The organism is Microbacterium bovistercoris (assembly GCF_003387575.1).
Classification (GTDB): domain Bacteria; phylum Actinomycetota; class Actinomycetes; order Actinomycetales; family Microbacteriaceae; genus Microbacterium; species Microbacterium bovistercoris.
In genome coordinates this window covers 1-24899 of record NZ_QUAB01000042.1, presented here as the reverse complement: position 1 = coordinate 24899, position 24899 = coordinate 1, and the positions used below count along the sequence as shown (strand labels likewise).

The following is a 24899-nucleotide window of genomic DNA, read 5'->3' as shown; positions in this document are numbered from 1 at the left end:
GGGGGGGGGGGAGGGGAGACCCGGCGGTCAGCCCCGCTCGCTGAGGAACGCGCCGATGAGCTCGGCAGCACGGTCTGCGCCGCCCTCGCGTCGCATCCGCTCGCCGAGGGCGGTGGCGGCCTCGCGGAATCCGGGATCATCGAGCGCGGCGCGTACGGCGACGCGCAGTTCGTCCGCGGGCACCGAGCGTCCGGAGAGGTTCTCGCGGAGCACGAGTGCGGCGCCCTGATCGGCGAACGCCTGGCCGATGAGGAACTGTTCCACCTGCTGGGGCACGACCACGAGCGGCACCCCGGCCGCGATGCCCTCGAGAGCGCTGTTCATGCCGCCGTGGGTCACGAACGCGCTCGTGCGCGCGAGAAGGTCGGTCTGCGGTACGCGGGGCAGCCCCAGCGTGTTCGCGGGCAGCGGCGTCTCCGGCTCGGCGCGCCCCGTGACCAGCACGACGCGCACCGGCAGCTCGCCGAGCGCGGCCGCGCAGGTCTCGAAGAACTCCGCACCAGCGGCGTGCAGAGTGCCCAGCGAGACCAGCACCACGGGATCGGGACCCTCGATGAACGTGCGCAGGTCATCATCCAGATCGGCCGGTGCGCCGGCATCCGACGTCGGTCCGACGAAGACGCAGGTGTCGTCCAGCCGGTCGTCCGGCCCCTGCAGCTCGCGCGGCACGGGGAAGATCGTCAGGTCGCCGCGAAGCGGCAGCATCGGCGTCGGCGGCACCAGGTCCTTGCCGAACATCCGCACCAGCTCGCGTCGCCCGCTCACCGCGGCGGGCATCGAGCGCATGGTCGGCCACGTCTCGGCCATCGACTCGCGCAGCGAGAGCGCCTTGATGGCACCGGCGCCGATCAGGATCGTCGTCATGAACGACACGGTCGGCAGATCGGCGAGGCGAGCGCCGATCCGGCCCCACAGGGCGTTCGAGTCGTGCAGGATCGCGGTCGCGGACACCTTCTCCGCCTGGTCGGCGACGAACGGTGCCAGGGTCTCGGTCGCCTTCAGCACCCGCACGATCACGGCGACGCTGCTGCCGCTCTGCGTGGCCTCGGCGATGTCAGCCGATTCCAGCACGCCGGGGGGATAGGGCACGAACACGGCACCGGTCGCGCTGAGCCGCTCGGCGAACTCCTCGGTGCCCGCCGCCACCACTTTCGTCCCGCCCGCCACGAGCCGTGAGAGCACGGGCAGCAGCGGGTTCACGTGGCCGGCGGCGGGTATCGTGGCGACGAAGAGCACGGGCATGGGGTCGACGCTACGCCTCTCGCCGGTCGATCACACGAAGCGGCAGGCGATCGTGCCCATCTCGCGGTAGTCGCAGAGCACCTCGTCGCCGCGCTGCACCCACATCGGCCGGGTGAACGAACCCGCGAGGATGATCTCGCCCGCCTCGAGCCGTGCGCCGTGCTGGTGGAACTTGTTCGCCAGCCACGCGACGCCGGTGGCGGGATGGCCGAGCACACCGGCGGCGACGCCGGTCTCCTCGATCTCGCCGTTGCGGCTGAGCACTCCTGGCACCCAGCGCAGATCGATCTCGTCCGGGCGCATGCGCACGTCGCCGAGCACCATCGCACCGTAGGCGGCGTTGTCGCTGATCGTGTCGACGATCGTGCGCCCCTCGAGTTCGATGTGCGAGTTCAGCACCTCGAGCGCGGGGACCGCGTAGTCGATCGCCGCGAGCGCGTCGTCGAGGGTGCAGCCCGGCCCCTCCAGCGGCGCCTTCAGCACGAACGCCAGTTCGACCTCGATGCGCACGTTCGTGAAGTCGTCGAACGGGATGTCGGCTCCCGAGGCGTACACGGTGTCGTCGAACATCACGCCGTAATCGGGTTCGGTGATGCCCGTCGCCTGCTGCATCGCCTTCGACGTCAGCCCGATCTTGCGGCCGACCAGCCGGCGCCCGGCGGCGAGCTGACGGTCGCGCCAGACGCCCTGGATCGCGTAGGAGTCCTCGATCGTGGCATCCGGGTACCGCGCGGTGATCCGCGGGATCAGCGTGCGCGTGCGCTCGGCCTCGGCGAGCTCCTCGGCGATGGCGGCGATGGTCTCGGCGGGGAGGGTCACAGCTGGTGCCCCAGCTTGTACTCACCCTGCTTCCACTCGGGCATCGCCTCGTCGTCCTCGGGGCGCGTGTAGCTGAACCCGTCGGCGCCGATCGTGACCGCCATCTCGCTGGAGTCGGTGCGGGCGAGCACCGGCTGCGGGTTGCCGTCGAGGTCGAGCACCAGCGAGGCGTCGGTGTACCAGGAGGGCACGACGGGGTTGCCCCACCAGTCGCGGCGCTGGTTGTCGTGCACGTCCCAGGTGATCACCGGGTTGTCCGGGTCGCCGGTGTAGTAGTCCTGCGTGTACACCTCGACGCGGTGCCCGTCGGGGTCGCGCAGGTAGAGGTAGAACGCGTTGCTCACGCCGTGCCGGCCCGGGCCGCGCTCGATCGCGTCCGAGCGGCGCAGGGCGCCGAGCTTGTCGCAGATGGCGAGGATGTTGTGCTTCTCGTGCGTCGCGAAGCATACGTGGTGCATCCGCGGGCCGTCGCCGCCGGTCATGGCGGTGTCGTGCACGGTGGGCTTGCGGCGCATCCACGCGGCGTACACCGTGCCCTCCTCGTCCTGGATGTCCTCGGTGACGCGGAACCCCAGGTCCTGCATGAACTTCACGGCGCGGGGCACGTCGGGGGTGACCTGGTTGAAGTGGTCCAGGCGCACCAGCTCGCCGGGGATGTGCAGGTCGTAGCGCCAGGACATGCGCTCCTGGTGCTCGGTCTGGTGGAAGAACTCGTACGGGAAGCCGAGCGGGTCGACCACGCGTACCGAGTCGCCGATGCCCTTGACGAAGCCGTCGGGGTTGCGGCGCACGTCGCAGCCGAGCTCGGTGTAGAACTCGACGGCGCGGTCGAGGTCCTCCGGAGTCCGCACGCGGTACGAGAACGCCGCGACGGCGGCGATCGGCCCCTTGCGCAGCACGAGGTTGTGGTGGATGAACTCCTCGGTGGAGCGCAGGTAGATCGCCTCGTCGTCCTCACTGGTCACGTAGAGGCCGAGGATGTCGACGTAGAACTGGCGCGATGCGGCGAGGTCGGTCACGACCAGCTCCATGTACGCGCAGCGCAGCACATCCGGCGGCGTGCTCGTCGGGGTCGGCGTCGGGTTGTCCGTCTGGATCGGCGCCTCCTGGCTCACGTAGAAGCCGGAGGAGGTGAGAGTCATGTCTTCGCGGTTGGTCATGTCAGCGTCCTTGCTTCTCTGAGAATGGGTCCCTGAGCCTGTCGAAGGGTCAGCGGGGGTCCGGGTCGTCCAGGTCGGGTGCGGCCGGCGGGGCCTGCTTGCCGAAGGTGGGGTTGTGCGGGGCACCCAGCGTGATGTGCACGCTCTGCTGGTCGGTGTAGAAGTCGATCGACCGGTACCCGCCCTCGTGGCCGAGGCCGGACGCCTTCACGCCGCCGAACGGGGTCCGGAGATCGCGCACGTTGTTCGAGTTCAGCCACACCATGCCCGCTTCGACGGCCTGCGCGAAGTTGTGCGCGCGCTTCAGGTCGTTGGTCCAGATGTAGGCGGCGAGGCCGTACTTCGTGTTGTTCGCGAGGGCGAGCGCCTCCTCCTCGGTGTCGAAGGGCGTGATCGCGACGACGGGTCCGAAGATCTCCTCCTGGAAGATCCGCGCGTCGGGGGACACGTCGGCGAACACGGTCGGGGCGACGTAGTTGCCGGTCGGGAAGCCCTCGGGGCGGCCGCCGCCGGCGACGAGCCTGCCCTCGGTCTTGCCGAGCTCGACGTAGCTCATCACCTTGTCGTAGTGCTCGGGGTGCACCAGGGCGCCCACCTCGGTGGACGGGTCGTGCGGGTGGCCGACCTTCACGCGCTGCGCCTGCGCGGCGTAGCGCTCGACGAACTCGTCGTACACCTCGCGCTGGACGAGGATGCGGGAGCCGGCGGTGCAGCGCTCGCCGTTGAGCGAGAAGACGCCGAAGATGCAGGCGTCGATCGCGATGTCGAGGTCGGCGTCGGCGAAGACGACGGCGGGGCTCTTGCCGCCCAGCTCCATCGACAGGCCCTTGAGGAACGGCGCCGCGTTGCCGAAGATCAGCTGCCCGGTGCTGCTCTCGCCGGTGAACGAGATCAGCGGCACGTCGGGGTGCTTGACCAGCGCGTCGCCGGCGTCCTCGCCCAGTCCGTTGACCAGGTTGAACACGCCCTTCGGGAGACCCGCCTCCTCGAAGATGCCGGCCCACAGCGAGGCCGACAGGGGCGTGAACTCCGCGGGCTTGAGCACCACGGTGTTGCCGGTGGCGAGGGCGGGGCCCAGCTTCCACGACTCGAGCATGAACGGGGTGTTCCACGGCGTGATGAGACCCGCGACGCCGATCGGCTTGCGGTTGACGTAGTTCATCTGCTTGCCGGGCACCTTGAAGGCGTCGTCGGACTGGGCGACGATCAGGTCGGCGAAGAAGCGGAAGTTCTCCGCGGCGCGACGGGCCTGGCCGAGCGCCTGGGTGATCGGCAGGCCGGAGTCGAAGGACTCCAGCTCGGCGAGGCGCTGGTCGCGCGACTCGACGATGTCGGCGATGCGGTGCAGCACCCGGGAGCGCTCACGCGGCAGCATCCGCGGCCAGGGGCCCTCGGTGAACGCACGACGCGCGGCGGCGACGGCGCGCTCGATGTCGGCTTTCTTGCCGGCGGCGGCGTGCACGTAGGTCTCGTTGGTGACGGGGTTGAGCACCTCGAAGGTGTCGCCGTCGATCGAGTCCACGAACTCGCCGTCGATGTAGTGCTGGATCTTCGCCGGCAGGTCGGCCGGAACGAACACGTCGGTCATCATCATCCTCATCTCTGGGTCGCTGAGCTTGTCGAAGCGGTCTTCGGATGCCGGGCATCGAGGAACGCGTCCATGGTGCGCCAGCGGTGGTTGCGCGCGGCCAGTTCGATCTCGAGCGGGTCGGCGCCGGTGCGGATCAGGTTCAGGATCTCGGCGTGCTCGTCGACGGAGTGATGCGCGCGGCCCGGCACGAACGCGAACGTCGAGTCGCGGATGCCGGACAGCCTGGACCAGCCGCGGTGCACGAGGTCGAGCAGGTGAGGGTTGGGGCAGGGTTCGTAGAGCACGGAGTGGAAGTCGCGGTTCAGCGACGTGAAGGCGTGCGCGTCGAAGTGGTCGAGCAGGTGCCGCATCCGGTTGTTGATCTCCTCGGCGCGCTCCAGGTCGTCCTCGAGCAGCAGCGGCGCGGACAGCGCGGTCGCGGCCCCCTCGACGAGGCCGAGCGTCTGCATCGTGTGCACGTACTCGCTCTCATCGACCAGGGTGACGCGGGCGCCTACGTTGCGCTCGAACGTCACCAGGCCCTCGGCCTCGAGCCTGCGGATGGCTTCACGCACGGGAACCACGCTCATGCCGAGCTCGTCGGCGATCGCGCCCAGCACGAGGCGGTAGCCGGGGCCGAACGCGTGGTTCGCGATGCGCTCGCGGATCCAGGCGTACGCGACCTCGGACTTGCTGGTGGGCGGGGCGGGGATGCTCATGACTGAACCTCGGCGCCCTTCGTCTCGCTTCGCTCGCTCAGGACCCGATGCTGGTCGTACTTCGCGCGCCATTCCGCGTTCATCGGGAACAGGCCGTCGACCGGATGCCCCGCGGCGACCTGCTCGGCGATCCAGGCATCCTCGTCCTCCTGCGCGAGCGCCTCATCGGCGACCTCCTCGGCGAGGTCGGCGGGGATGACGATCACGCCGTCGCCGTCGCCGACGATGATGTCGCCCGGCTGCACGGTCGCGCCGCCGCAGGCGATGGTCACGTCGACGTCCCACGGCACATGCCGGCGGCCGAGCACCGAGGGGTGCGCGCCCTGCGAGAAGACGGGCAGGCCGATCTCGGCGACGGCGTCGAAGTCGCGCACGCCGCCGTCGGTGACGACGCCGGCGGCGCCGAGGGTCTTCGCGCGCAGCGCGAGGATGTCGCCGAGCGTGCCGGTTCCGGCCTCACCGCGCGCCTCGATCACGACGACCTCACCGGGGCGGAGGGCGTCGAAGCAGCGCTTCTGTGCGTTGTAACCGCCGCCGTGGCTCGTGAACAGGTCTTCGCGGGCGGGGACGAAGCGCAGGGTCTTCGCCGTGCCGACGATCTTCGCGCCGGGGAGGTTCGCGGTCACGCCGTCGATGAAGCAGGAGTGCAGGCCGCGCTTGCGGAGCTGACTGGACAGGCCCGCGGTCGGGGCGAGCTCGAGCTTGGCGCGGAGCTCGGCGGAGATCCCCGGCTCCGCGACGGGAGGCAGCCCGGCCTCCTCGCGGGAGCCCCAGGCCTCGGTGCGCTGCAGATCGTCGACGGCGGGAAGGGATCCGAGGTCGCCGTCGAACGGGACCTCGCCCTGGACCACGGTGGTCGTCAGCCGGCCGGTCGAGAGACCGGCATCCGGAGCGTCCACCTCGATCTCGACCACGTCGCCGGGCACGATCACCGACGAGCCGGCCGGGGTGCCGGTGAGGATGACATCGCCGGGCTGCAGCGTGAAGTGCTGCGAGAGGTCGGCGACCAGCTGCGCGAGAGGGAAGATCATTCCGGCCGAGGTGTCGTCCTGGCGCAGTTCGCCGTTCACCCAGGCCCGCACGCGCAGCGCCTCGGGGTCTACGGCGCGCGCGTCGAGGTACTCGGGTCCGAGCGGCGTGTAGCCGTCGCCGCCCTTGGAGCGCACGTTCGAGCCCTTGTCGTTCGCGCGCAGGTCGTAGAGGCCGAGGTCGTTCGAAGCGGTGACCCAGCCGACGTGCGACCAGGCGTCGGCAAGGGATACGCGGCGCGCCGGGGTGCCGATCACCAGGGCGATCTCGCCCTCGAACGCGAGAAGTTCCGTGCCGGCGGGGCGCTCGACCGTGCCGCCGGAGGCGCCGAGCGAGGAGGTCGGCTTGAAGAAGTACGACGGGGCGGCGGGGCGCCGACCGCGCTGATCGGCACGGGAGGCATAGCTCAGGTGGATGGCGATGATCTTGCCCGGCTGGGGGATCTGCTGGCTCACGGGCGCCTCCTTGCGCTGGTCTTGTGCGTCGTATTCGAAATCGTATATCATCCAGATACCCGGCGGCAAGCATCGGATTCTTCCGGAAGCCGCGACAACGACGTCCACTCGAAGGAGAGACAATGAGCGGCTCAGATCAGGACGGGTTCACCCCGACCGGCACAATCGCATCCGCGGGGGACAGGCGCCGAGTCGTCTTCGCCACCGTGGTGGGAACCACCGTCGAGTGGTACGACTTCTTCATCTACGCTTTCGCTGCGGCCACCGTGTTCGCGACGCTGTTCTTCCAGCCGATGGGCGAGGACTTCGCGCAGATCGTGTCGTTCTTCACCGTCGGAGTGAGCTTCCTGTTCCGCCCGCTCGGCGCCTTCCTCGCCGGGCACTTCGGTGACAAGATCGGCCGCCGGCCGATGCTCGTGCTCACCCTGCTGCTGATGGGCGCCGCGACCACGCTGGTCGGCCTGCTGCCCACGCACGCCGTGATCGGCGTCTGGGCGCCGATCCTGCTGATCTTCCTGCGCATCGTGCAGGGCATCTCGGCGGGCGGCGAATGGGGCGGCGCGGTGCTCATGGCCGTCGAGCACGCGCCGAAGAAGAAGCGCGGCGTGTTCGGCGCCTCGCCCCAGATCGGCGTGCCGATCGGTCTGCTTCTCGCCTCGATGATGCTCGCGCTGATGGCGCAGATCGCCCCGGGCGACGCCTTCCTGGCCTGGGGATGGCGTGTGCCGTTCCTGCTGTCCTTCGTGCTGATCCTCGTCGGCTACTGGGTGCGTCGCAGCGTCGAGGAGAGCCCGGTCTTCACGGAGATCGCCGAGCGCAAGGAGGAGGCGCGGATGCCGATCGTGCAGCTGTTCCGCAGGCACGCTCTGCTCGTGATCGTCGCCGCCCTTGTGTTCGCGGGGAACAACGCCGTCGGCTACATGACGACAGGCGGTTACGTGCAGCGCTACGCCACCGACCCGAAGGGGCCGATCGTGCTCGACACCGCTCCGGTGTTCTGGGTCGTCGCGCTCTCGGGCGTCACCTGGCTGGTGTTCACCTGGCTCGGAGGCTGGCTGAGTGACCGCATCGGCCGGCGCAACACCTACATCCTGGGCTGGATCCTGCAGCTGGTCGGTGTCTTCCTGCTGTTCCCGATGGTCAACGTCGGCACGGTCTGGTCGCTGGCCGTCGCCCTGGTCGTCCTCACGATCGGGCTCGGCTTCACCTACGGCCCGCAGGCTGCGCTGTACTCGGAGCTGTTCCCGGCATCCATCCGGTTCTCCGGCGTCTCGATCTCGTATGCGATCGGCGCGATCCTCGGCGGCGCGTTCTCGCCGCTGATCGCGCAGGCGATCTTCCAGAACACCGGCTCCACGACGGGCATCACCTGGTACCTGGCCGGTATGACGCTGGTCGGCCTCGCTGCGACGCTGCTGCTGCGCGACCGCAGCGGCATCCCGCTCGGTCCGGACTTCGAGGCTGAGCAGGAGAAGAGCCCGATCTACGGCCTGTCCAAGGCCTGACCGCGGCGCACGTTCTCGTGCTGCTCACGTACTGATGCTCCCGGAGCATCAGTACGTGAGCAGTGCGAGCGTATGCCGCAGCCGCCGCGACACGACCCGCCCGCGGCATCCCGGCGGATCTCGCAGCTCTCCGGACGCCGCCGGCCAGGCGCCGCGGGGCGCGAGCCGGGTCAGGCGCCGAGCGCCTCGCGGATGGTCGCGGCGGAGCGCTGCAGGCGCGCGGCGATCTCGGCATCCGAGACTCCGGATGCCACGTGCACGACAGCCAGCGCGGCGGGGCGCTTGCCGCGCAGCGGCAGCGGCACCGCGACCGAGCGCACGGTGGGGATGACCTCGTCGTGACTGGTCGCGAAGCCGGCCGCCCGGACGGCCTCGACCTGGGCGTGCAGTGCCGCACCGGCGTCCGGCCATTCGGCATCCGGCAGCTGCGCGAGGATCGCCCTGCCGGGGGCGCCGACAGTCACCGGGTGCCGCGCGCCCGGCCGCTGTGCCACGCTCGCGACGGCATGCCGGGGTTCGACGCTGACCAGCGTGATGCACTCGTCGCCGTCGAGCACTCCGAGGAAGCAGGTCATGCCGAGTTCGTTGGCGACCGTCGTGAGTTCGGGGAGTGCTTCGGCCTGCAGGTCGTGTGCGACGCCGGCGGCCAGCGCTGCCATGCGCGGTCCCAGCGCGACCAGCCCCGCGGCATCCCGCGCCACGAGGCGATGGTCCTCGAGCGTGCGCAGCAGCCGGTACGCGATCGAGCGGTGCACTTCGAGCTGTGCGGCGACGTCGTCGATCGACAGTGCGCCCGGTCCGTCGGCGAGGATCTCCAGGATCCGGATGCCACGGCTGAGCGTCTGCGAGGCAGGGGTGGCCATCGGGGCTCCTTTCATATACGATCTGTTCAATAGTAGAACTTAGTGTTCGATTATAGAACACGCGGAAGGAATCGACGACGATGCAGTTCCACCACCACGGCTATGTCTCCGGCGACCCGCGGATCCTCCCGGCATCCGGCGTCGGCGTCGACCGGCCCGCCGACCTGCCCGACGAGATGGACGTGCTCATCGTCGGCTCCGGGCCCGCGGGCATGCTGCTGGCCGCACAGATGTCGCAGTTCCCCGACGTGGTCACGCGCATCATCGAGAAGCGCGACGGGCGCCTCGTGCTCGGCCAGGCCGACGGCATCCAGCCGCGCAGCGTGGAGACCTTCCAGGCCTTCGGCTTCGCCGAGCGCATCGTCGCCGAGGCCTACAACATCGGCTGGATGAACTTCTGGGGACCCGACCCCGAGAACCCCGGCAACATCATCCGCACCAGCCGCACCGAGGACTACGGCTACAAGATCAGCGAGTTCCCGCACCTGATCGTGAACCAGGCGCGCGTGCTGGACTACTTCGCCGAGGCGGCACACGACGGCCCCGGCCGCATCGTGCCCGACTACGGCGTCGAGTTCGTCGGGCTGAGCGTGCACGAGACGGGCGAGTATCCGGTCGAGGTGCGGGTGCGCACGGCGGCAGGGGAGCGCACCGTGCGCGCGAAATACGTCGCCGGCTGCGACGGCGCCCGCAGCGGGGTGCGTGAGGCCATCGGGCGCAAGCACGTCGGTGGCATCTCCGCGCACGCGTGGGGCGTCATGGACGTGCTCGTGAACACCGATTTCCCGGACTGGCGCACCAAGTGCGCGATCAACGCCGAGGCCGGCAACATCCTGCACATCCCGCGCGAGGGCGGCTATCTCAGCCGGATGTACATCGACCTCGGCGCCGTCGCCGACGACGACAACCACCAGGTGCGCGCCACGCCCATCGAGGAGATCATCCGGCGCGCGAACGCGATCCTGCACCCCTACACGCTCGACGTGAAGCAGGTCGCCTGGCACAGCGTCTACGAGGTCGGCCACCGCGTCACCGACGGATTCGACGACGCACTCGACGCCGACCGGCATCCGCGCGTCTTCCTCACCGGCGACGCCTGCCACACGCACAGCGCGAAAGCCGGTCAGGGCATGAACGTGTCCATGCAGGACGGCTTCAACCTGGGCTGGAAGCTCGGCGCCGTGCTCACCGGGCGCTCGCCGCAGGAGCTGCTGGAGACGTACGCATCCGAGCGGCGTCCCGTCGCGCAGCAGCTGATCGACTTCGACAAGGAGTGGTCGTCGCTGATGGCGCGCAAGCCCGAGGAGATCTCCGACCCGCAGGAGCTCGCGACCTTCTACCTCGGCACCGCAGAGTTCCCCTCGGGGTTCATGACCGAGTACCGGCCGTCGATGATCGTCGCGGAGGCCTCGCAGCAGGAACTGGCCACGGGCTTCCCGCTCGGCCGGCGGTTCAAGTCCGCCGAGGTCGTGCGCGTCTGCGACGGCAACGTCGTGCATCTCGGGCACCACGCGAAGGCCGACGGGCGCTGGCGCGTGTACGGCTTCGGGGATCGCGACGGCTCTGTGCTGAACGAGTGGGCGGCGTGGATCGGCGGCGAGGTCGCGAAGTTCACCCCGGCGGATGCCGACCTCGATGCGGTCTTCGACGTGAAGGCCGTCTATCAGCAGTCCTTCGAGGAGATCGATCTGCCCGACGTTCCGGACGTGCTGCAGCCGAAGACCGGTCCGCTCGGCCTGACCGACTGGGAGAAGGTGTACTCGGCAGTGCCCAATGCGTGGTGCCGGAGCGACATCTTCGAAGAGCGCGGACTGTCGCGTGACGGCGTCGTGATCGTCGTGCGTCCGGACCAGTACGTCGCCGCGATCCTGCCGCTGCAGGCCCGCGACGCGCTGGCGTCGTTCCTCGACGGGGCGTTCATCCCGGCATCCTGATGCGGGTGCGGAAGGGGCCGTTGACAAGACGGCCCCTTTTGTGCTGAAATCTCTCTATTCGAAAAAGAGTTTTCGGATTGTGAAATCGAGTGTCGTCGCCGAAGTCGTCGACGAGAGGGGTACATCACAATGACCGCAGAGGACTACGTCCACATACCCAGCCGGGCCTCCGAGGGGCTCGCCGAGCCGCCGTCCGCCCTGGTCGCCGTGCAGGCCGGCATCAGCCCGCGGCTGTACAACAACGACCTGGCGCCCACCACCCGCGAGGGCCGGCACTGGAGCGCCTACAGCATCTTCACCCTGTGGGCGAACGACGTGCACAGCCTGGGCAACTACGTCTGGGCGATCGGGCTCTTCTCGCTCGGCATGAGCGGCGGCGCCATCCTCGGCTCCCTCGCCTTCGGCGCCCTGTTCCTCTTCCTCCTGCTGTCCCTGTCGGGATTCATGGGCGAGAAGACGGGCGTGCCGTTCCCCGTGATGAGCCGCATCGCGTTCGGCGTGCACGGGGCGCAGATCCCCGCTCTCCTCCGCGGCGGCGTCGCGATCGCCTGGTTCGGCATCCAGACCTACCTCGCCTCGCAGGTGCTGCAGGTCATCATCATCGCGCTCGCACCGGGGGCGGCAGGACTGCAGGAGGGCTCGTTCCTCGGACTGTCGGCGCTGGGGTGGATCACCTTCCTCGCGCTGTGGGTGCTGCAGTCGATCATCGTCAGCTACGGCATGGAGATGATCCGCAAGTACGAGGCGTTCGCCGGACCGATCATCCTCGCCACCTTCGTCGCCCTCGCCGTCTGGGTGCTGATCCAGGCCGACTTCCAGATCTCCTGGTCCAACGACGCGCCCCTCACCGGTGCCGACCTCTGGCTGCACATGCTCGGCGGCGCATCCGCCTGGGTCGCGATCTACGGCACCTTCGTACTCAACTTCTGCGACTTCACCCGCGGCGCCAAGTCGAAGAAGGCGATCATCAAGGGCAACTTCTGGGGCATCCCGATCAACATGCTGTTCTTCGGCTGCGTCGTCGTCGTGCTCGCCGGCGGGTCCTTCACGATCAACGGCGAAGCGATCACCTCGCCCGCCGACGTGGTCGCCGCGATCCCGAACACCCTGCTGCTGGTGCTGGCCTCGCTCGCCCTGATTGTGCTCACGATCGCCGTGAACCTGATGGCGAACTTCGTCGCGCCGACCTACGCGCTGACCAACCTGTTCCCCAAGCACCTCAACTTCCGCAGGGCGGCCCTGATCTCGGCCGTGATCGGCCTCGCCATCCTGCCGTGGAACCTCTACAACTCGCCCGTGGTCATCGGGATCTTCCTGAACGGCCTCGGCGCGCTGCTCGGACCGCTGTTCGGCATCATCATGGTGGACTATTGGCTGGTGAAGAAGCAGCGGATCAATGTCCCGGAGCTGTACTCCGAGCACGTCACGGGCGAGTACTACTACCAGCGCGGCTTCAACCCGCGTGCGATCACGGCCCTGGTGATCTCCGGCGCCGCCGCGCTGATGCTGACCTTCGTCCCCGCGTTCCAGGTGGTGAGCCAGTTCTCCTGGTTCCTCGCCGCGGGACTCGGCGCGATCGTCTACAGCGTGCTCGCCGACAGGCGAGGACCCTTCCACGACGTGGAGGGCACCGAGATCGCCGTCACCCCGACCCACTGACCTCCCGACACCCGGAACGGAAGCAAGAGCATGCGCATCCTCGTCGCGAATGTGAACACGACGGAGACGATGACCGAGGGGATCACCGAGGCGGCGCGCGCCGCAGCCTCGCCCGGCACCGAGATCATCGGGATCACCCCCGACTTCGGAGCGGAGTCCTGTGAGGGCAACTTCGAGAGCTACCTCGCGGCGATCGCCGTGATGGACAAGGTCGTCCGGTACGACGGCGAGTACGACGCCGTCATCCAGGCCGGCTACGGCGAACACGGTCGGGAGGGTCTCCAGGAGCTTCTCGACGTGCCCGTCGTCGACATCACCGAGGCAGCGGCCTCGACCGCCATGTATCTCGGCCGGTCGTACTCGGTGGTCACCACGCTCGACCGGGCGGTGCCGCTCATCGAGGACCGCCTCCTCCTCGCCGGTCTGCACGATCGCTGCGCCTCGGTCCGCTCGTCCGGTATGGGCGTGCTCGAGCTCGAGTCCGACCCCGAGCGCGCCGTCGAGGCGATCGTCCGCGCGGCCCAGAAGGCCGTCGAGATCGACCGCGCCGAGGTCATCGTGCTCGGCTGCGGCGGCATGGCCGAGCTGAAGGATCGTGTGGTCGAGCTGTGCGGCGTGCCCGTCGTCGACGGCGTGCAGGCGGCGGTGGTCGTCGCGGAGGGCCTCGTGAACCTCGGGCTCACCACCTCGAAGGTGCGCACCTATGCGCCGCCCCGCCCGAAGCGGATCACCGGCTTCCCGAGCCTGGCACGCTGAGACCGGCGCACAATTCCATCACCCCGAAACAGAGCAGAACCGGCGAAGCCGCCGGCAGAAGGGAAACGCGACATGTCGCACGAGACCGAACAGCAGGCAACGGCGTCTCTCGACCCGACCGGCGAGCACTACGACCTGGTCATCCGTGGCCAGCGCGTGCTGACCACCGCGGGCATCGTCCCGCGCGAGGTCGGCGTCCGGCACGGCAAGATCGTCGCGATGCAGCCGCTGGGCAACAACCTGCAGGGCGATGAGATCGTCGAGATCGCCGACGACGAGACCCTCATCCCCGGGCTGGTCGACACGCACGTGCATGTCAACGAGCCCGGCCGCACCGAGTGGGAGGGCTTCGCCTCGGCGACCCGCGCCGCGGCGGCCGGCGGCGTCACGACCATCGTGGACATGCCGCTGAACAGCATCCCGCCGACCGTCAGCGTCGACGCGCTGAACGAGAAGCGCGCGGTCGCGCGCGACCAGGTGCACGTCGACGTGGGCTTCTGGGGCGGCGCGATCCCGGGCAACACCGAGGACCTGCGTCCGCTGCACGACGCCGGCGTGTTCGGGTTCAAGAGCTTCCTGCTGCACTCGGGCGTCGACGAGTTCCCGCCGCTTGACCCGGACGAGCTCGAGAAGGACATGCGCGAGCTCAAGAAGTTCGACTCGGTCATGATCGTGCACGCCGAGGACTCCCGCGCGATCGACCGCGCTCCGCAGCCCGAGGGCGACGACTACAGCAAGTTCCTCGCATCCCGCCCGCGCGGCGCGGAGAACCTCGCGATCGCCGAGGTCATCGAGCGCGCACGCTGGACCGGCGGCCGCGCCCACATCCTGCACCTGTCGTCGTCGGACGCGCTGGCGATGCTCCGCACCGCCAAGCACGACGGCCTGAAGATCACGGTCGAGACCTGCCCGCACTACCTCACCCTCACGGCCGAGGAGATCCCGCACGGCGCCACCGCGTTCAAGTGCTGCCCGCCGATCCGCGAGGCCGGCAACCGCGAGCTGCTCTGGCAGGGCCTCGAGGACGGCACGATCGACTTCATCGTGTCGGATCACTCGCCCTCGACGCTCGACCTCAAAGACCTCGAGAACGGCGACTTCGCCGTGGCCTGGGGCGGCGTCGCGTCGCTGCAGCTCGGCCTCTCGCTGATCTGGACCGAGGCCCGTCAGCGCGGCCTAGCGCTCGAGACCGTCGTGGAGTGGATGAGCGAGAAGCCGGCGCAGTTCGCCGGCCTCACCGGCAAGGGCCGCATCGCGCCCGGCTACGACGCCGACTTCTCGATCTTCGCCGCCGATGACGCCTACGTCGTCGACGTCACGAAGCTGCACCACAAGAACCCGCTCACGCCTTACAACGGCAAGGCGCTCGCAGGCAGGGTGCGCAAGACCTGGCTGCACGGTGAGGTCATCGACTTCGAGACGCCGCGCGGACGCCTGCTGCGCCGCGGCATGACCACCGAGGACTGATCCCGCAGCGACGCACCGGATGCCCGGACTCGCCCCTGTGGGGCGGGCCCGGGCATCCGTCGTCTGCAGCGCTGCGAAGGCGGACGCTGGCGCTGCTGCCCTCCGCTCGCGCTGCTGTCTTCGGCTCGCGCTGCGAGGATGGGCGCCGCGCGAGCGGGGAAATGGCGCGCGAAGGTCGGGGCGCACGGAGAAGTGCCGGGCGGGCGGGGAAGTGCAGCGCGAGCGGGCGAGAGCCGGAGGCGCGGCGCGTGCTCCGTCAGGAGTTCACGCGGATGATCTCCTGCTGGTATGGCGCGATCACGCCGCCCGAGACGCGCAGGTCCAGCACCAGGAAGCGACGGGATGCCGGGTCCTCGGCCGTCCAGGTCGCGAGGCGATCCAGGTCGGCGAGCGTGCGCACCACGACGCCCTCGGCGCCCACCGCGGCGGCGAACGCGGCGAAGTCGACCTCGGGGATGAGCATCGGCTTCTCGGCGAGGCCCTTCAGGCCGTACAGGTTGACCTCGGCGCCGTAGGCGGCGTCGTTCCAGATCACCGCGACGCCCCGCCCACCGGCGGCGCGCACAGCGGACTCCAGGTCGGCGATCGCCATCAGCCCGCCGCCGTCGCCGCTGGTGAGCACGACGGTCGAGTCGGGCCGTGCGCGGGTGGCGCCCACCACGCTCGGCCAGCCCTGGCCGATGGCCTGGAACGCGGTGCCGATCATCATCATGCGGTCGGGCGACGCCACCGGCCAGTACATGTTCGCCCAGCCGATGAAGTGCCCGCCGTCCGAGACGACCACGCGGTCCTTCGGGAGCAGCTCGGCGATGCGGCGCGCGGCCGAACGCGGGTCGAGACGGCCGTCGGCGGCGAGGTCGTCACCGGGCTCGTATGCGCGGGCGGCTGCGACGTCGACGGACTCACGCCAGGATCCGTGCCCAGCTTCGGATGCCGCGGGCGACGCGCCTCCGGCATCCGCCATCGCGTCGGCGCGTCGGGTCTGTGCCCCGAATTCGTGCTCGGTCGCTGCGGTGCCCGAGCGCTCGCGCGGGCTTGTGCCGTTCCCGCGGGAGTCCGCCGCGGATTCGTCCGCGCGAAGAGCACTTTCCCGCGGGAGTGCGCCGGAGATGGATGCCGCGGCGCGCAGCGCGCGCACCCGCTCGACGAGTGCCTCGGCGGCGAGCCTGGCATCCGAACGGACGAAGCCGCCGACGTGGGCGTGGGTCGCGGCGGGCGCGACGTCGATCTGGAACACCCGGGTGCCGGGTGCGAACAGGTCGCCGAACCGCATCGTGAACTGGTTGAGGGAGGCCCCGAAGACGACAGCGACGTCCGCCTCGCGCACGAGCTCCATCGCGCCCTCGGCGCCGAAGCCGCCGGTGACGCCGAGGTCGTACTGCTGCTCGGGGAAGACGCCGCGGCCGAGGGCGGACGACGCGGTGAGGGCGCCGGTCAGCGCGGCCAGCTCGCCCAGGGCTGCACCGGCTCCGGCCAGCCATGCCCCGCGCCCGGCGAGCAGGAACGGCTTCGACGCGCCGGAAAGGGCTGCGGCGATCTCGTCCAGCATCCCGACGGCGAACTCGCCGCGCGGGGCGAGCGGAGCCGGAACGCGCGGCGCAGAGACCGTGGGCACCTCGCCGGCCTCGAGCGTGGCGACGTCGTAGGGGATGGCGAGCACGACGGGCACGCGGTAGGTGAGGGCATGCTCGATCGCGATGACGACTGTGGCCGCGGCATCCGCGTGTCCGACGGTGTAGGTGCGCGCACCCACACCGGAGGCGAGCGCGATCTGGTCGACGTCCCAGGGTCGCGGACCCGAGGTGGGCTCGTCGCCGACGACGAGCACGAGCGGGATGTGCGCCTGCACCGACTCGGCCAGCGCGGTGAGCGTGTTCGTGAATCCGGCGCCGTAGGTGGACGTCGCGGCGGCGATGCGGCCGGATGCGCGGTAGTGCGCGTCGGCGGCCACGACGGCGCCCTGCTCGTGACGGACGGCCGTGTACGCGGCATCCGTCTGCTTCTCGAGGGCGTCCAGGAAATAGGCGTTGCCGTTGCCCATCACGCCGAAGACATGGTCGATGTGGCGGGCGATGGTGAGGGCGACGTGCGCGGAGACGGTGGGCATGACGGTGCCTTTCGAAACAGAACGGATGAGGATTCCGTATGTGTCTCGCCGTGGGCTTCGTGCTCCTTTTTCGAGCACCGGCAGAGGAGCCGGACTTTCTGATTCTAGATGCACCAGAATGAGTCCATGACAGACGAGCGCGAGAACCTCACCTGGGACGGATTCGGCGAGGCGATGCGGGACCTCGCCCGCAAGGTTCTGGACAGCGGCTTCCAGACCGAGGTGGTGGTGGCGATCGCCCGCGGCGGGCTGCTGCCGGCCGGCGCGATCGCCTACGGACTGGGCGCGAAGAACTGCGGTGCGATCAACATGGAGTTCTACACCGGCATCGGCACGGTGCTGGATGCTCCGGAGGTTCTGCCTCCCGAGCTCGACATGGACTACCTGAACGGACGGCGCGTGCTGCTCGTCGACGACGTGGCGGACTCGGGACGCACCCTGGCCCTGGCGGTGCAGCTGCTCAAGGACAAGGGGGCGGATGTGCGCTCGGTGACCATCTACACCAAGCCGACCACGATCATCCAGCCGGACTACGCCTGGAAGGACACCGATCTGTGGATCAACTTCCCGTGGTCGTTCAAGGGCACCGTGCGCGAAGAGGACCTCGGGCTGCCGCCGACCGCGTGAGCGGCGCCGTGTCGGTGCCGTGCGGCAGAGTGGACGGATGACCGACTCCACCCGCGATGCTGCACTCGGCGCTCTGCGCGACCTCGTCGGTCGCCCTGACGCCGACTTCCACGACGGCCAGTACGAGGCGATCGAGGCGCTGGTCGCCGGGCGGCGCAGGGCGCTGGTCGTGCAGCGCACCGGATGGGGCAAGTCGGCGGTGTACTTCGTCGCGACGCTGCTGCTGCGCCGTCAGGGCGCAGGCCCCACGGTGCTGGTCTCGCCGCTGCTCGCGTTGATGCGCGATCAGATCGCCGCGGCCGAGCGCGCCGGCGTACGGGCGGTCGCGATCAACTCCACGAATGCCCACGAGTGGGACGACGTGCTGGCCCGGCTCGACCGCGATGAGGTGGACGTGCTGCTGGTCTCGCCGGAGCGCCTGAACAACCCGGCGTTCCGTGAGCAGCGGCTGCCGGCGCTGGTGCAGCGCATCGGCATGCTCGTGGTCGACGAGGCGCACTGCATCAGCGACTGGGGGCACGACTTCCGGCCCGACTACCGCAGGCTGCGCGACCTCATCGCGCAGATGCCGGCGGATGTGCCGGTGCTGGCGACGACCGCGACGGCGAACAGCCGGGTCGTCGCCGATGTCGCCGAGCAGCTCGGCGGCGCGGATGTGCTGACCATCCGCGGTCCGCTCGCGCGCGCCTCGCTGCGCCTCGGCGTGCTGCAGCTTCCGAACGCGGCGAGCCGGCTGGCCTGGCTGCTCAGTCACCTCGACGACCTCCCGGGCTCCGGCATCATCTACACCCTGACCGTCGCGGCGGCCGTCGACACCGCGCGACTGCTGCGCGAGCACGGTCACGACGTGCGCGCGTACACCGGGCAGACGGATGCCGAGGAGCGTGAGGAGTCCGAGGGACTGCTGAAGCGCAACGAGATCAAGGCGCTGATCGCCACTAGCGCGCTCGGCATGGGCTTCGACAAGCCCGACCTCGGCTTCGTGCTGCACCTCGGCGCGCCCTCCTCGCCGGTGGCCTACTACCAGCAGGTCGGCCGTGCGGGTCGCGCCAGCGAGAGCGCCGACGTGCTGCTGCTGCCCGGCGTCGAGGACCGCGACATCTGGCACTACTTCGCGACCGCGTCGATGCCCGATCAGGAGCGCGCCGAGCGCGTGATCGCCGCGCTGGGAGATCAGCCGATCTCGACCCCGGCGCTGGAGGCCATGGTCGACATCCGCCGCACCCCGCTCGAACTGCTGCTCAAGGTGCTCGACGTCGACGGGGCAGTCCGTCGTGTGCAGGGCGGTTGGGTCGCCACCGGTGCGGCGTGGACCTACGATTCCGAGCGTTACGAGCGCATCGCCGCCGAGCGTCGCGCCGAGCAGCAGCACATGATCGAGTACCAGCAGACGAGCGGATGCCGGATGGAGTTCCTGCAGCGCTCGCTGGACGACGCCACGGCTGCGCCGTGCGGGCGGTGCGACAACTGTGCGGGGGTCTGGTTTCCCGCGGAGATCGCGGCCGGCGCGACGTCGGATGCCGCGGAGTCGCTCGACCGAGTGGGCGTGCCGATCGAACCCCGGCGGCAGTGGCCGACCGGTGCCGACCGGCTGGGTGTACCGGCGCGCGGGCGTATCGATGCGGAGGAGCAGGCTGCCGAGGGGCGCGCGCTGGCGCGCCTGACCGACCTCGGCTGGGGCGGCACGCTGCGGGAGCTGTTCGCGGCGGGGGCGGCGGACGGTCAGGTGTCTCCACAGGTGCTGCAGGCCTGTGTACGTGTGCTCGCCGGCTGGGGCTGGGATGAGCGTCCCGTCGCCGTGGTCGGAATGCCGTCGCGCTCGAAGCCGCAGCTGACGAGTTCGCTCGCGCGCGGTATCGCCGAGATCGGCCGGCTGCCGTACCTGGGTGAGCTCGGCTTCGCGAACGGCGGGCCCGGCGGTGCGCCGGGCGGGAACAGCGCCTTCCGGCTGGCGGGCGTCTGGGACCGATTCACCGCAGACGGTCTGGACATGCCCGCCGGGCCCGTGCTGCTGGTCGACGACCTCGCCGACAGCCGTTGGACCCTGACGGTCGCGGCGCGGGTGCTGCGTCAGGCCGGGGCGACCGCCGTGCTGCCGTTCGCGCTCGCGCTGCGCGGGTGAGGTCAGTCGCGGTGCGCGCCGATGGTCCTGGCCGTCGCCTCGACCCAGCGCCGCTGCCGTCGCGTCTCGACGGCCCGCCGGTGATAGTGGGTGCGGGCCCACGAGACGGCGCGCTCGGGTTCGGTTCCGCTCATCACCGCCAGAAGAGCCACGGCTGACCCGGTTCGTCCGATGCCGCCTCCGCAGGCGATCTCGACACGCTGCTCATCCGCGCGCTCCCACGCCTCGCGCAGCGCCGCCAGCGCCTCCTCGGTCGAGTCGGGCGGCCGGAAGTCGCGCCATCGCACCCAGCGGTACTCCCACCCTTCCGGCGCGGGGTCACGGCCGAGAAGGAAGACCGCGAAGTCGGGTGGCGGTACAGCGCAGCGCGGTCTGCGCGACCCGGCGCCGCGGATGCGCCGGCCATCCGGCAGTTCCACCACGCCCGGTTCGTCCGTCCATGCGCTCACGAAGTCGAGGCTACTCGCCGGTCGGCCTATCAGGCCTCGGTTCACAGCTTCCCGAACGCGCGGAGCGGATGCTCGATCAGCTCGGTCACCCGACGCAGGAAGCCCGAGGCGTAGCCGCCGTCGCAGACCCGGTGGTCGAACACCAGTGAGAGCTGCGCGATGCGGCGCGGCACGATCTGGCCGTCCACGACCCAAGGACGCTCGATCATGCGGCCGATGCCGAAGATCGCGACGTTCGGCGGGTTGATGATCGCGGCGGAACCGTCGACGCCGAGGCTGCCGTAGTTGTTCAGCGTGAAGGTCGAGCCGCGCATCCTGCTCGGTTCCAGGATGCCGGCGCGGGCCGCGTCCGCGGCATCCCGCACGGCGGCGTCGAGGCTGTCGAGGTCCATGGCGTGGGCATGCGGGATCACCGGCACGATCAGCCCGCGGGGAGTGTCCGCGGCGATGCCCAGACTCACGCCGTCGAACACCGTGAGCTCGGTGGCGTCGGGGGAGAGGCGTGACGCCAGGATCGGGAAGTCCTCCAGCGCGAGCAGCGTGAACCGAGCCAGCAGCGCCGTCATCGACGGGGCGCGACCGCCCTCGGGCGCCATCGCCTTCCTGGCGTTCCAGAGCTCGGTCGCATCGACGTCCACCCAGACGGTCGCCTCGGGGATCTCGGCCCGGCTGCGGCTCAGCGTCGCGCTCGCCGCACGACGCAGCGGCGACAGCGGCTCCTGCGAGCGGATCGCGAGGCCGGACGGATCGCCGGAGGCGGATGCTGCGGACCCTGGTGCTGATGGTGCAGCCGAAGAGAAGGCCGCGCCGGTGGATGCGGCGTGCGCGGCCGCCGCGTGGTCCACGGCCTTGTCCACGGCGGCACGCAGCACGTCGGCGCGCGTGACGGCGCCGTCGACTCCGGTCGGCGTGATCGTGTGCACGTCGAGCCCGAGGTCCCGGGCCAGACGCCGGACGATCGGGTTGCGGACCGCGACCGGGCGCGTCGGGTCCGACGGGCGGGCCGGTGCGGGCGCGGCGTGTCCGGCGGCGGCGCGCCGTGCGGCATCCGTCTGGTCTGTGATCTCCGACGGCTTCGCCGAACGGCGCGCAGAAGGACGACGACGCCGGCCCATCCCCGCACGTTCGGGGGTGCCGTAGCCGATGAGGACGTTCCCGGAGCCGGCCTGCTCCTCTCGACGGTGGGCCTCGAGGAGCGTGGCATCCCCCTCCTGGTCGTTGGGCGAAGCGCCCTCCGGGTGCGCAGACGAAACGTCGTGAGACGCCTCGGGAGCCGTGGCGCGTTTCGTCTCGCTTCGCTCGCGGGGCGACCGGGGGTCTTCGACCTCCAGCACCGGCGCGCCGACGGCGATCGTGTCGCCCTCCGCGCCGTGCAGCGCGGTGACGACGCCCGCGAACGGCGTGGGCAGCTCCACCACGCTCTTCGCCGTCTCGACCTCGGCGATGGGCTGATCGACGGTCACGGTGTCTCCGACGGCGACCAGCCACTGCACGAGGCCGGCCTCGGTGAGGCCCTCGCCCAGATCGGGCAGCCGGAACACGCGGGCGGTGGCGACGCTCATTCGTCCTCCCAGTGGTTGTCTTCCCAGTGCAGCGTGTCGATCGCGTCGAGCACGCGGTCGACGTCGGGCAGGTACCAGTGTTCGAACTTCGGCGGGGCGAACGGCACGTCGAAGCCGGTGACCCTGCGCACCGGCGCCTCGAGATGCTCGAAGCAGCGCTCCGAGACGCGCGCCTGGATCTCGGAGGCCACCGAGACGTATCCGGGGGCCTCGGCGATCACCACCGCGCGGCCGGTCGAGCGCACCGCCGCGGTCACGGTCGCATCGTCGAACGGCGACAGCGACCGGATGTCGACGACCTGCACGCTGCGGCCCTCCTCGGCCGCGGCATCCGCTGCCTCCAGCGCGATCGGAACCGCCGTGCCGTAGGCGAGCAGCGTGACGTCGGTGCCGTCGCGCACGATCCGTGCGGTGCCGAGCTCGGTGCGCCGAGAGGTGTCGACCTCGCCCTTCGTCCAGTACAGCTTCTTCGGTTCGAGGAAGATCACCGGGTCGGGGGAGTCGATCGCCGCGCGCAGCATCGAGTACGCGTCCTGCGGGGTCGACGGCGTGACCACGGTGAGCCCCGGCGTGTGCGCGTAGTACGCCTCGGACGAGTCGCAGTGGTGCTCCACGCCGCCGATGCCGCCGCCGAACGGGATGCGGATCACCATCGGCAGGCGCATCGCCCCGCGGGTGCGGTTGCCGAGCTTGGCGACGTGACTGACCACCTGCTCGAAGGCGGGGTAGGCGAACGCGTCGAACTGCATCTCGACGACGGGGCGCATGCCGTTCATCGCCATGCCGACCGCGGTGCCCACGATGCCCGATTCGGCGAGCGGAGTGTCGAAGCAGCGGTCTTCGCCGAACCGCGCGGCGAGGCCGTCCGTGATGCGGAACACTCCGCCGAGCTTGCCGACGTCCTCACCGAACAGCAGCACTTCCCGGCTCTCGGCCAGGGCGTCGGCGAGGGCGCGGTTCAGTGCGCCGGCCATGGTCATGGTCTGGGTGGCGGCGGATGCGGCATCCGCTGCCCGCACGTCGGCGATCGTCATCGTGCGCCTCCTTCGCTCGTGGCCATCCGGTCGCGGTCGAGCTCGCCGCGCAGCAGCTCCCACTGCTCTTCGAGCTGGGGCGACCGCTGTGCGGTCACCCAGCGGAACAGGTCTTCGGGGTCGAGTTCGGGGTCGACGTTCATCGCGTCGCGCAGATCGGATGCCAGGCGCTCGGCGCCCTCGGTGATCGTGCGCTGCCACTCGTCGTCGAGAGCGCCGGCATCCCGCAGGAAGGTGCTCATCCGGGTCACCGGGTCTCGAGCGATCCACTGCTGCACCTCTTCACGCTCCCGGTAGCGGGTGTCGTCGTCGGCGTTCGTGTGCGGCTGCATCCGATAGGTGTGCGCCTCGACGAGCGACGGCCCGCCGCCCGCTCGAGCGCGATCCACGGCGTCCGTGAGCACCGACAGCACGGCCGCGACGTCGTTGCCGTCGACCCGCTGACCGGGCATGCCGTAGCCGATCGCCTTGTGCGCGAGCGAGGGCGCCGCGGTCTGCCGTGCGAGCGGCACCGAGATCGCGAACCCGTTGTTCTGCACCAGGAACACCACCGGCACGTGGAACACGGCGGCGAAGTTCATCGCCTCGTGGAAGTCGCCCTCGCTGGTGGCGCCGTCGCCGCACAGCGCGAGCACGACGGTGTCCTCCCCGCGCAGCTTCGCGGCGTGGGCGAAGCCGACCGCGTGCAGCAACTGAGTCGCCAGCGGGGTGGCCTGTGGGGCGACGCCGTAGACCGCAGGGTCGTACCCCGCGTGCCAGTCGCCGCGCAGCATCACCATCGCATCCGCCGGGCGCACCCCGCGGCCCACCACCGCGACGGTGTCACGATAGGTCGGGAACAGCCAGTCGCCGTCGCCGAGCGCCATGGCAGCGGCCACCTGACAGGCCTCCTGACCGTGCGAGGACGGATAGACCGCGAGACGGCCCTGCTTGACGAGCGCCGTGCACTGCTCGTTCAGGCGTCGTCCTTCGACGAGTCGGCGGTACGCCTCGCGGAGAGTGTCGGATGCCGGCATCCGGTACTGCTTGTCGGCATGGGCCGACCCCGTCTCGTCGATGAGCTGAACCGGGGTGTCCCGGGGGAGCAGGTCTGTCATCGCTCCGCCTCCTTGCCGAACGTGTCCTCCCGCCAGCATGCGCCTCGATCGAGCGATCATCCAGAGGGCGAGGCGATTTCGTGGACGGATGCGTCCTGCATGCTCTCGCTAGTGACAGAATGTCAGCGAACCTCGACGAATCGGAGGCGCTCATGGTGGAGCTCGACGAGACCGATCACGCGATCCTGCGGATGCTGAAGAAGGATGCCCGGGCATCCATGACCGCGATCGCCGACGCCGTGCACATCTCGCGCGCCGGCGCGCACGCGCGCATCAAGCGGATGACGGACGCCGGCGTCATCACCGGCTACACGGTGCGCACCGACCCGATGCTGCTCGGGCATCACGCCTCGGCGTACGTCATGGTCGCGATCGAGCAGGCCAGCTGGCAGGAGGTCCGCGACCGGTTGCGCGGCATCGTGGAGGTCGAGCACATGGCGCTCATGGGCGGCGACTTCGACGTGCTGCTGCTGGTGCGGGCGCGCGACAACCGGGATCTGCGGAGGATCGTGCTCGAGGAGATCCAGGCGATTCCGCAGGTGCGCTCGTCGCGGACGTCGCTGATCTTCGAGGACTGGGGCGGGTAGTCGTCTGGGGCCTCGGGTCTTGAGCGAGCGGAGCGAGACGAAGGGCGCTGGTCGGATTCCGTGAGGTCGCGGGGCGAGGTGTTCCCTGCGCTCGCAGAGTGCGACCCTCCCGCTGGGCGGAGCGGGCAAGCCCGCT

Annotated in this window: 20 protein-coding genes; 8 read left to right on the top strand and 12 right to left on the bottom strand. The window is 70.2% G+C overall.

What is annotated here, in order from left to right:
- Nucleotides 1–27: 27 nt before the first annotated feature.
- Genes DY023_RS10340 through DY023_RS10315 form a run of 6 tightly spaced genes read right to left on the bottom strand, consistent with a single transcriptional unit; the run spans nt 28 to nt 7045 of the window.
- Complete coding sequence (locus tag DY023_RS10340; RefSeq protein WP_116242263.1) at nt 28–1242, bottom strand: nucleotide disphospho-sugar-binding domain-containing protein; 1215 nt, start codon at nt 1240–1242, stop codon at nt 28–30.
- A gap of 30 nt (nt 1243–1272) precedes the next feature.
- On the bottom strand, nt 1273–2061 hold the full coding sequence (locus DY023_RS10335; protein ID WP_116242262.1) for a fumarylacetoacetate hydrolase family protein: 789 nt from the start codon (nt 2059–2061) through the stop codon (nt 1273–1275).
- Nucleotides 2058–3221 carry a 3,4-dihydroxyphenylacetate 2,3-dioxygenase gene (gene hpaD, locus DY023_RS10330; RefSeq protein WP_116242261.1) on the bottom strand — a complete coding sequence of 388 codons (1164 nt, stop codon included), beginning with the start codon at nt 3219–3221 and terminating at the stop codon, nt 2058–2060. The genes DY023_RS10335 and hpaD overlap by 4 nt, the downstream gene beginning before the upstream one ends.
- Nucleotides 3222–3270: 49 nt before the next feature.
- Nucleotides 3271–4809 (bottom strand): 5-carboxymethyl-2-hydroxymuconate semialdehyde dehydrogenase, encoded by a 1539-nt coding sequence (gene hpaE, locus DY023_RS10325; RefSeq protein ID WP_181905805.1) that lies wholly within the window; start codon nt 4807–4809, stop codon nt 3271–3273.
- 8 nt (nt 4810–4817) lie between these two features.
- Nucleotides 4818–5510 carry a GntR family transcriptional regulator gene (locus DY023_RS10320; RefSeq protein WP_116242259.1) on the bottom strand — a complete coding sequence of 231 codons (693 nt, stop codon included), beginning with the start codon at nt 5508–5510 and terminating at the stop codon, nt 4818–4820.
- Nucleotides 5507–7045, bottom strand: coding sequence for a fumarylacetoacetate hydrolase family protein (locus tag DY023_RS10315; protein WP_116242258.1), 1539 nt, complete (start codon nt 7043–7045; stop codon nt 5507–5509). The genes DY023_RS10320 and DY023_RS10315 overlap by 4 nt, the downstream gene beginning before the upstream one ends.
- A gap of 71 nt (nt 7046–7116) precedes the next feature.
- Between DY023_RS10315 and DY023_RS10310 the strand changes: the two genes are divergently transcribed.
- Complete coding sequence (locus tag DY023_RS10310) at nt 7117–8499, top strand: MFS transporter (protein ID WP_116242257.1); 1383 nt, start codon at nt 7117–7119, stop codon at nt 8497–8499.
- Between the two features lie 170 nt (nt 8500–8669).
- Here DY023_RS10310 and DY023_RS10305 read toward each other — a convergent pair whose 3' ends face one another.
- Entirely contained in the window at nt 8670–9362 is a 693-nt protein-coding gene (locus DY023_RS10305; RefSeq protein WP_116242256.1) for an IclR family transcriptional regulator, read from the bottom strand.
- 80 nt (nt 9363–9442) lie between these two features.
- Between DY023_RS10305 and DY023_RS10300 the strand changes: the two genes are divergently transcribed.
- The 4 genes from DY023_RS10300 (at nt 9443) to allB (ending at nt 15178) form a co-directional block, all read left to right on the top strand.
- Complete coding sequence (locus DY023_RS10300; RefSeq protein ID WP_116242255.1) at nt 9443–11296, top strand: FAD-dependent monooxygenase; 1854 nt, start codon at nt 9443–9445, stop codon at nt 11294–11296.
- A 129-nt stretch (nt 11297–11425) separates the two neighbouring features.
- The gene (locus DY023_RS10295) at nt 11426–12955 is read left to right on the top strand and encodes an NCS1 family nucleobase:cation symporter-1 (RefSeq protein ID WP_116242254.1); all 1530 of its coding nucleotides are present in this window, start codon (nt 11426–11428) and stop codon (nt 12953–12955) included.
- Between the two features lie 30 nt (nt 12956–12985).
- Nucleotides 12986–13711 carry an aspartate/glutamate racemase family protein gene (locus DY023_RS10290; RefSeq protein WP_116242253.1) on the top strand — a complete coding sequence of 242 codons (726 nt, stop codon included), beginning with the start codon at nt 12986–12988 and terminating at the stop codon, nt 13709–13711.
- Between the two features lie 72 nt (nt 13712–13783).
- Complete coding sequence (allB, locus tag DY023_RS10285) at nt 13784–15178, top strand: allantoinase AllB (protein WP_116242252.1); 1395 nt, start codon at nt 13784–13786, stop codon at nt 15176–15178.
- A gap of 256 nt (nt 15179–15434) precedes the next feature.
- On the opposite strand, the gene DY023_RS18255 is transcribed toward allB, so the two are convergent.
- Nucleotides 15435–17285 (bottom strand): thiamine pyrophosphate-binding protein, encoded by a 1851-nt coding sequence (locus tag DY023_RS18255; RefSeq protein WP_245958660.1) that lies wholly within the window; start codon nt 17283–17285, stop codon nt 15435–15437.
- Nucleotides 17286–17411: 126 nt separating this feature from the next.
- Between DY023_RS18255 and DY023_RS10270 the strand changes: the two genes are divergently transcribed.
- A complete protein-coding gene (locus tag DY023_RS10270) occupies nt 17412–17912 on the top strand; it encodes a phosphoribosyltransferase (RefSeq protein WP_116242251.1) in 501 nt (166 codons plus the stop codon).
- A gap of 37 nt (nt 17913–17949) precedes the next feature.
- A complete protein-coding gene (locus DY023_RS10265) occupies nt 17950–20034 on the top strand; it encodes a RecQ family ATP-dependent DNA helicase (protein WP_116242250.1) in 2085 nt (694 codons plus the stop codon).
- Between the two features lie 2 nt (nt 20035–20036).
- Here the strand turns inward: DY023_RS10265 and DY023_RS10260 are convergent, their stop codons facing one another.
- Genes DY023_RS10260 through pdhA form a run of 4 tightly spaced genes read right to left on the bottom strand, consistent with a single transcriptional unit; the run spans nt 20037 to nt 24176 of the window.
- The gene (locus tag DY023_RS10260) at nt 20037–20483 is read right to left on the bottom strand and encodes a protein-tyrosine phosphatase family protein (protein WP_220347280.1); all 447 of its coding nucleotides are present in this window, start codon (nt 20481–20483) and stop codon (nt 20037–20039) included.
- A gap of 41 nt (nt 20484–20524) precedes the next feature.
- Entirely contained in the window at nt 20525–22045 is a 1521-nt protein-coding gene (locus tag DY023_RS10255) for a dihydrolipoamide acetyltransferase family protein (protein WP_116242248.1), read from the bottom strand.
- Nucleotides 22042–23079, bottom strand: a complete 1038-nt coding sequence (locus DY023_RS10250) for an alpha-ketoacid dehydrogenase subunit beta (protein ID WP_116242247.1) — start codon at nt 23077–23079, stop codon at nt 22042–22044. The genes DY023_RS10255 and DY023_RS10250 overlap by 4 nt, the downstream gene beginning before the upstream one ends.
- Nucleotides 23076–24176, bottom strand: coding sequence for a pyruvate dehydrogenase (acetyl-transferring) E1 component subunit alpha (gene pdhA / locus DY023_RS10245; protein ID WP_116242246.1), 1101 nt, complete (start codon nt 24174–24176; stop codon nt 23076–23078). Before pdhA ends, DY023_RS10250 begins: the two co-directional genes overlap by 4 nt.
- A gap of 119 nt (nt 24177–24295) precedes the next feature.
- On the opposite strand from pdhA, the gene DY023_RS10240 reads away from it, so the two are divergent.
- Complete coding sequence (locus DY023_RS10240; RefSeq protein WP_245958659.1) at nt 24296–24763, top strand: Lrp/AsnC family transcriptional regulator; 468 nt, start codon at nt 24296–24298, stop codon at nt 24761–24763.
- Nucleotides 24764–24899 lie beyond the last annotated feature (136 nt).

Excerpts from the sequence above, each read along its gene's own strand:
- DY023_RS10340 (WP_116242263.1), bottom strand. The coding sequence starts at position 1,242 with ATGCCCGTGCTCTTCGTCGCCACGATACCCGCCGCCGGCCACGTGAAC.
- hpaD (WP_116242261.1), bottom strand. The coding sequence starts at position 3,221 with ATGACCAACCGCGAAGACATGACTCTCACCTCCTCCGGCTTCTACGTG.
- hpaE (WP_181905805.1), bottom strand. The coding sequence starts at position 4,809 with ATGACCGACGTGTTCGTTCCGGCCGACCTGCCGGCGAAGATCCAGCAC.
- DY023_RS10320 (WP_116242259.1), bottom strand. The coding sequence starts at position 5,510 with ATGAGCATCCCCGCCCCGCCCACCAGCAAGTCCGAGGTCGCGTACGCC.
- DY023_RS10315 (WP_116242258.1), bottom strand. The coding sequence starts at position 7,045 with ATGATATACGATTTCGAATACGACGCACAAGACCAGCGCAAGGAGGCG.
- DY023_RS10310 (WP_116242257.1), top strand. The coding sequence starts at position 7,117 with ATGAGCGGCTCAGATCAGGACGGGTTCACCCCGACCGGCACAATCGCA.
- DY023_RS10305 (WP_116242256.1), bottom strand. The coding sequence starts at position 9,362 with ATGGCCACCCCTGCCTCGCAGACGCTCAGCCGTGGCATCCGGATCCTG.
- DY023_RS10300 (WP_116242255.1), top strand. The coding sequence starts at position 9,443 with ATGCAGTTCCACCACCACGGCTATGTCTCCGGCGACCCGCGGATCCTC.
- DY023_RS10295 (WP_116242254.1), top strand. The coding sequence starts at position 11,426 with ATGACCGCAGAGGACTACGTCCACATACCCAGCCGGGCCTCCGAGGGG.
- DY023_RS10290 (WP_116242253.1), top strand. The coding sequence starts at position 12,986 with ATGCGCATCCTCGTCGCGAATGTGAACACGACGGAGACGATGACCGAG.
- allB (WP_116242252.1), top strand. The coding sequence starts at position 13,784 with ATGTCGCACGAGACCGAACAGCAGGCAACGGCGTCTCTCGACCCGACC.
- DY023_RS18255 (WP_245958660.1), bottom strand. The coding sequence starts at position 17,285 with ATGCCCACCGTCTCCGCGCACGTCGCCCTCACCATCGCCCGCCACATC.
- DY023_RS10270 (WP_116242251.1), top strand. The coding sequence starts at position 17,412 with ATGACAGACGAGCGCGAGAACCTCACCTGGGACGGATTCGGCGAGGCG.
- DY023_RS10265 (WP_116242250.1), top strand. The coding sequence starts at position 17,950 with ATGACCGACTCCACCCGCGATGCTGCACTCGGCGCTCTGCGCGACCTC.
- DY023_RS10255 (WP_116242248.1), bottom strand. The coding sequence starts at position 22,045 with ATGAGCGTCGCCACCGCCCGCGTGTTCCGGCTGCCCGATCTGGGCGAG.
- DY023_RS10250 (WP_116242247.1), bottom strand. The coding sequence starts at position 23,079 with ATGACGATCGCCGACGTGCGGGCAGCGGATGCCGCATCCGCCGCCACC.
- pdhA (WP_116242246.1), bottom strand. The coding sequence starts at position 24,176 with ATGACAGACCTGCTCCCCCGGGACACCCCGGTTCAGCTCATCGACGAG.
- DY023_RS10240 (WP_245958659.1), top strand. The coding sequence starts at position 24,296 with ATGTCAGCGAACCTCGACGAATCGGAGGCGCTCATGGTGGAGCTCGAC.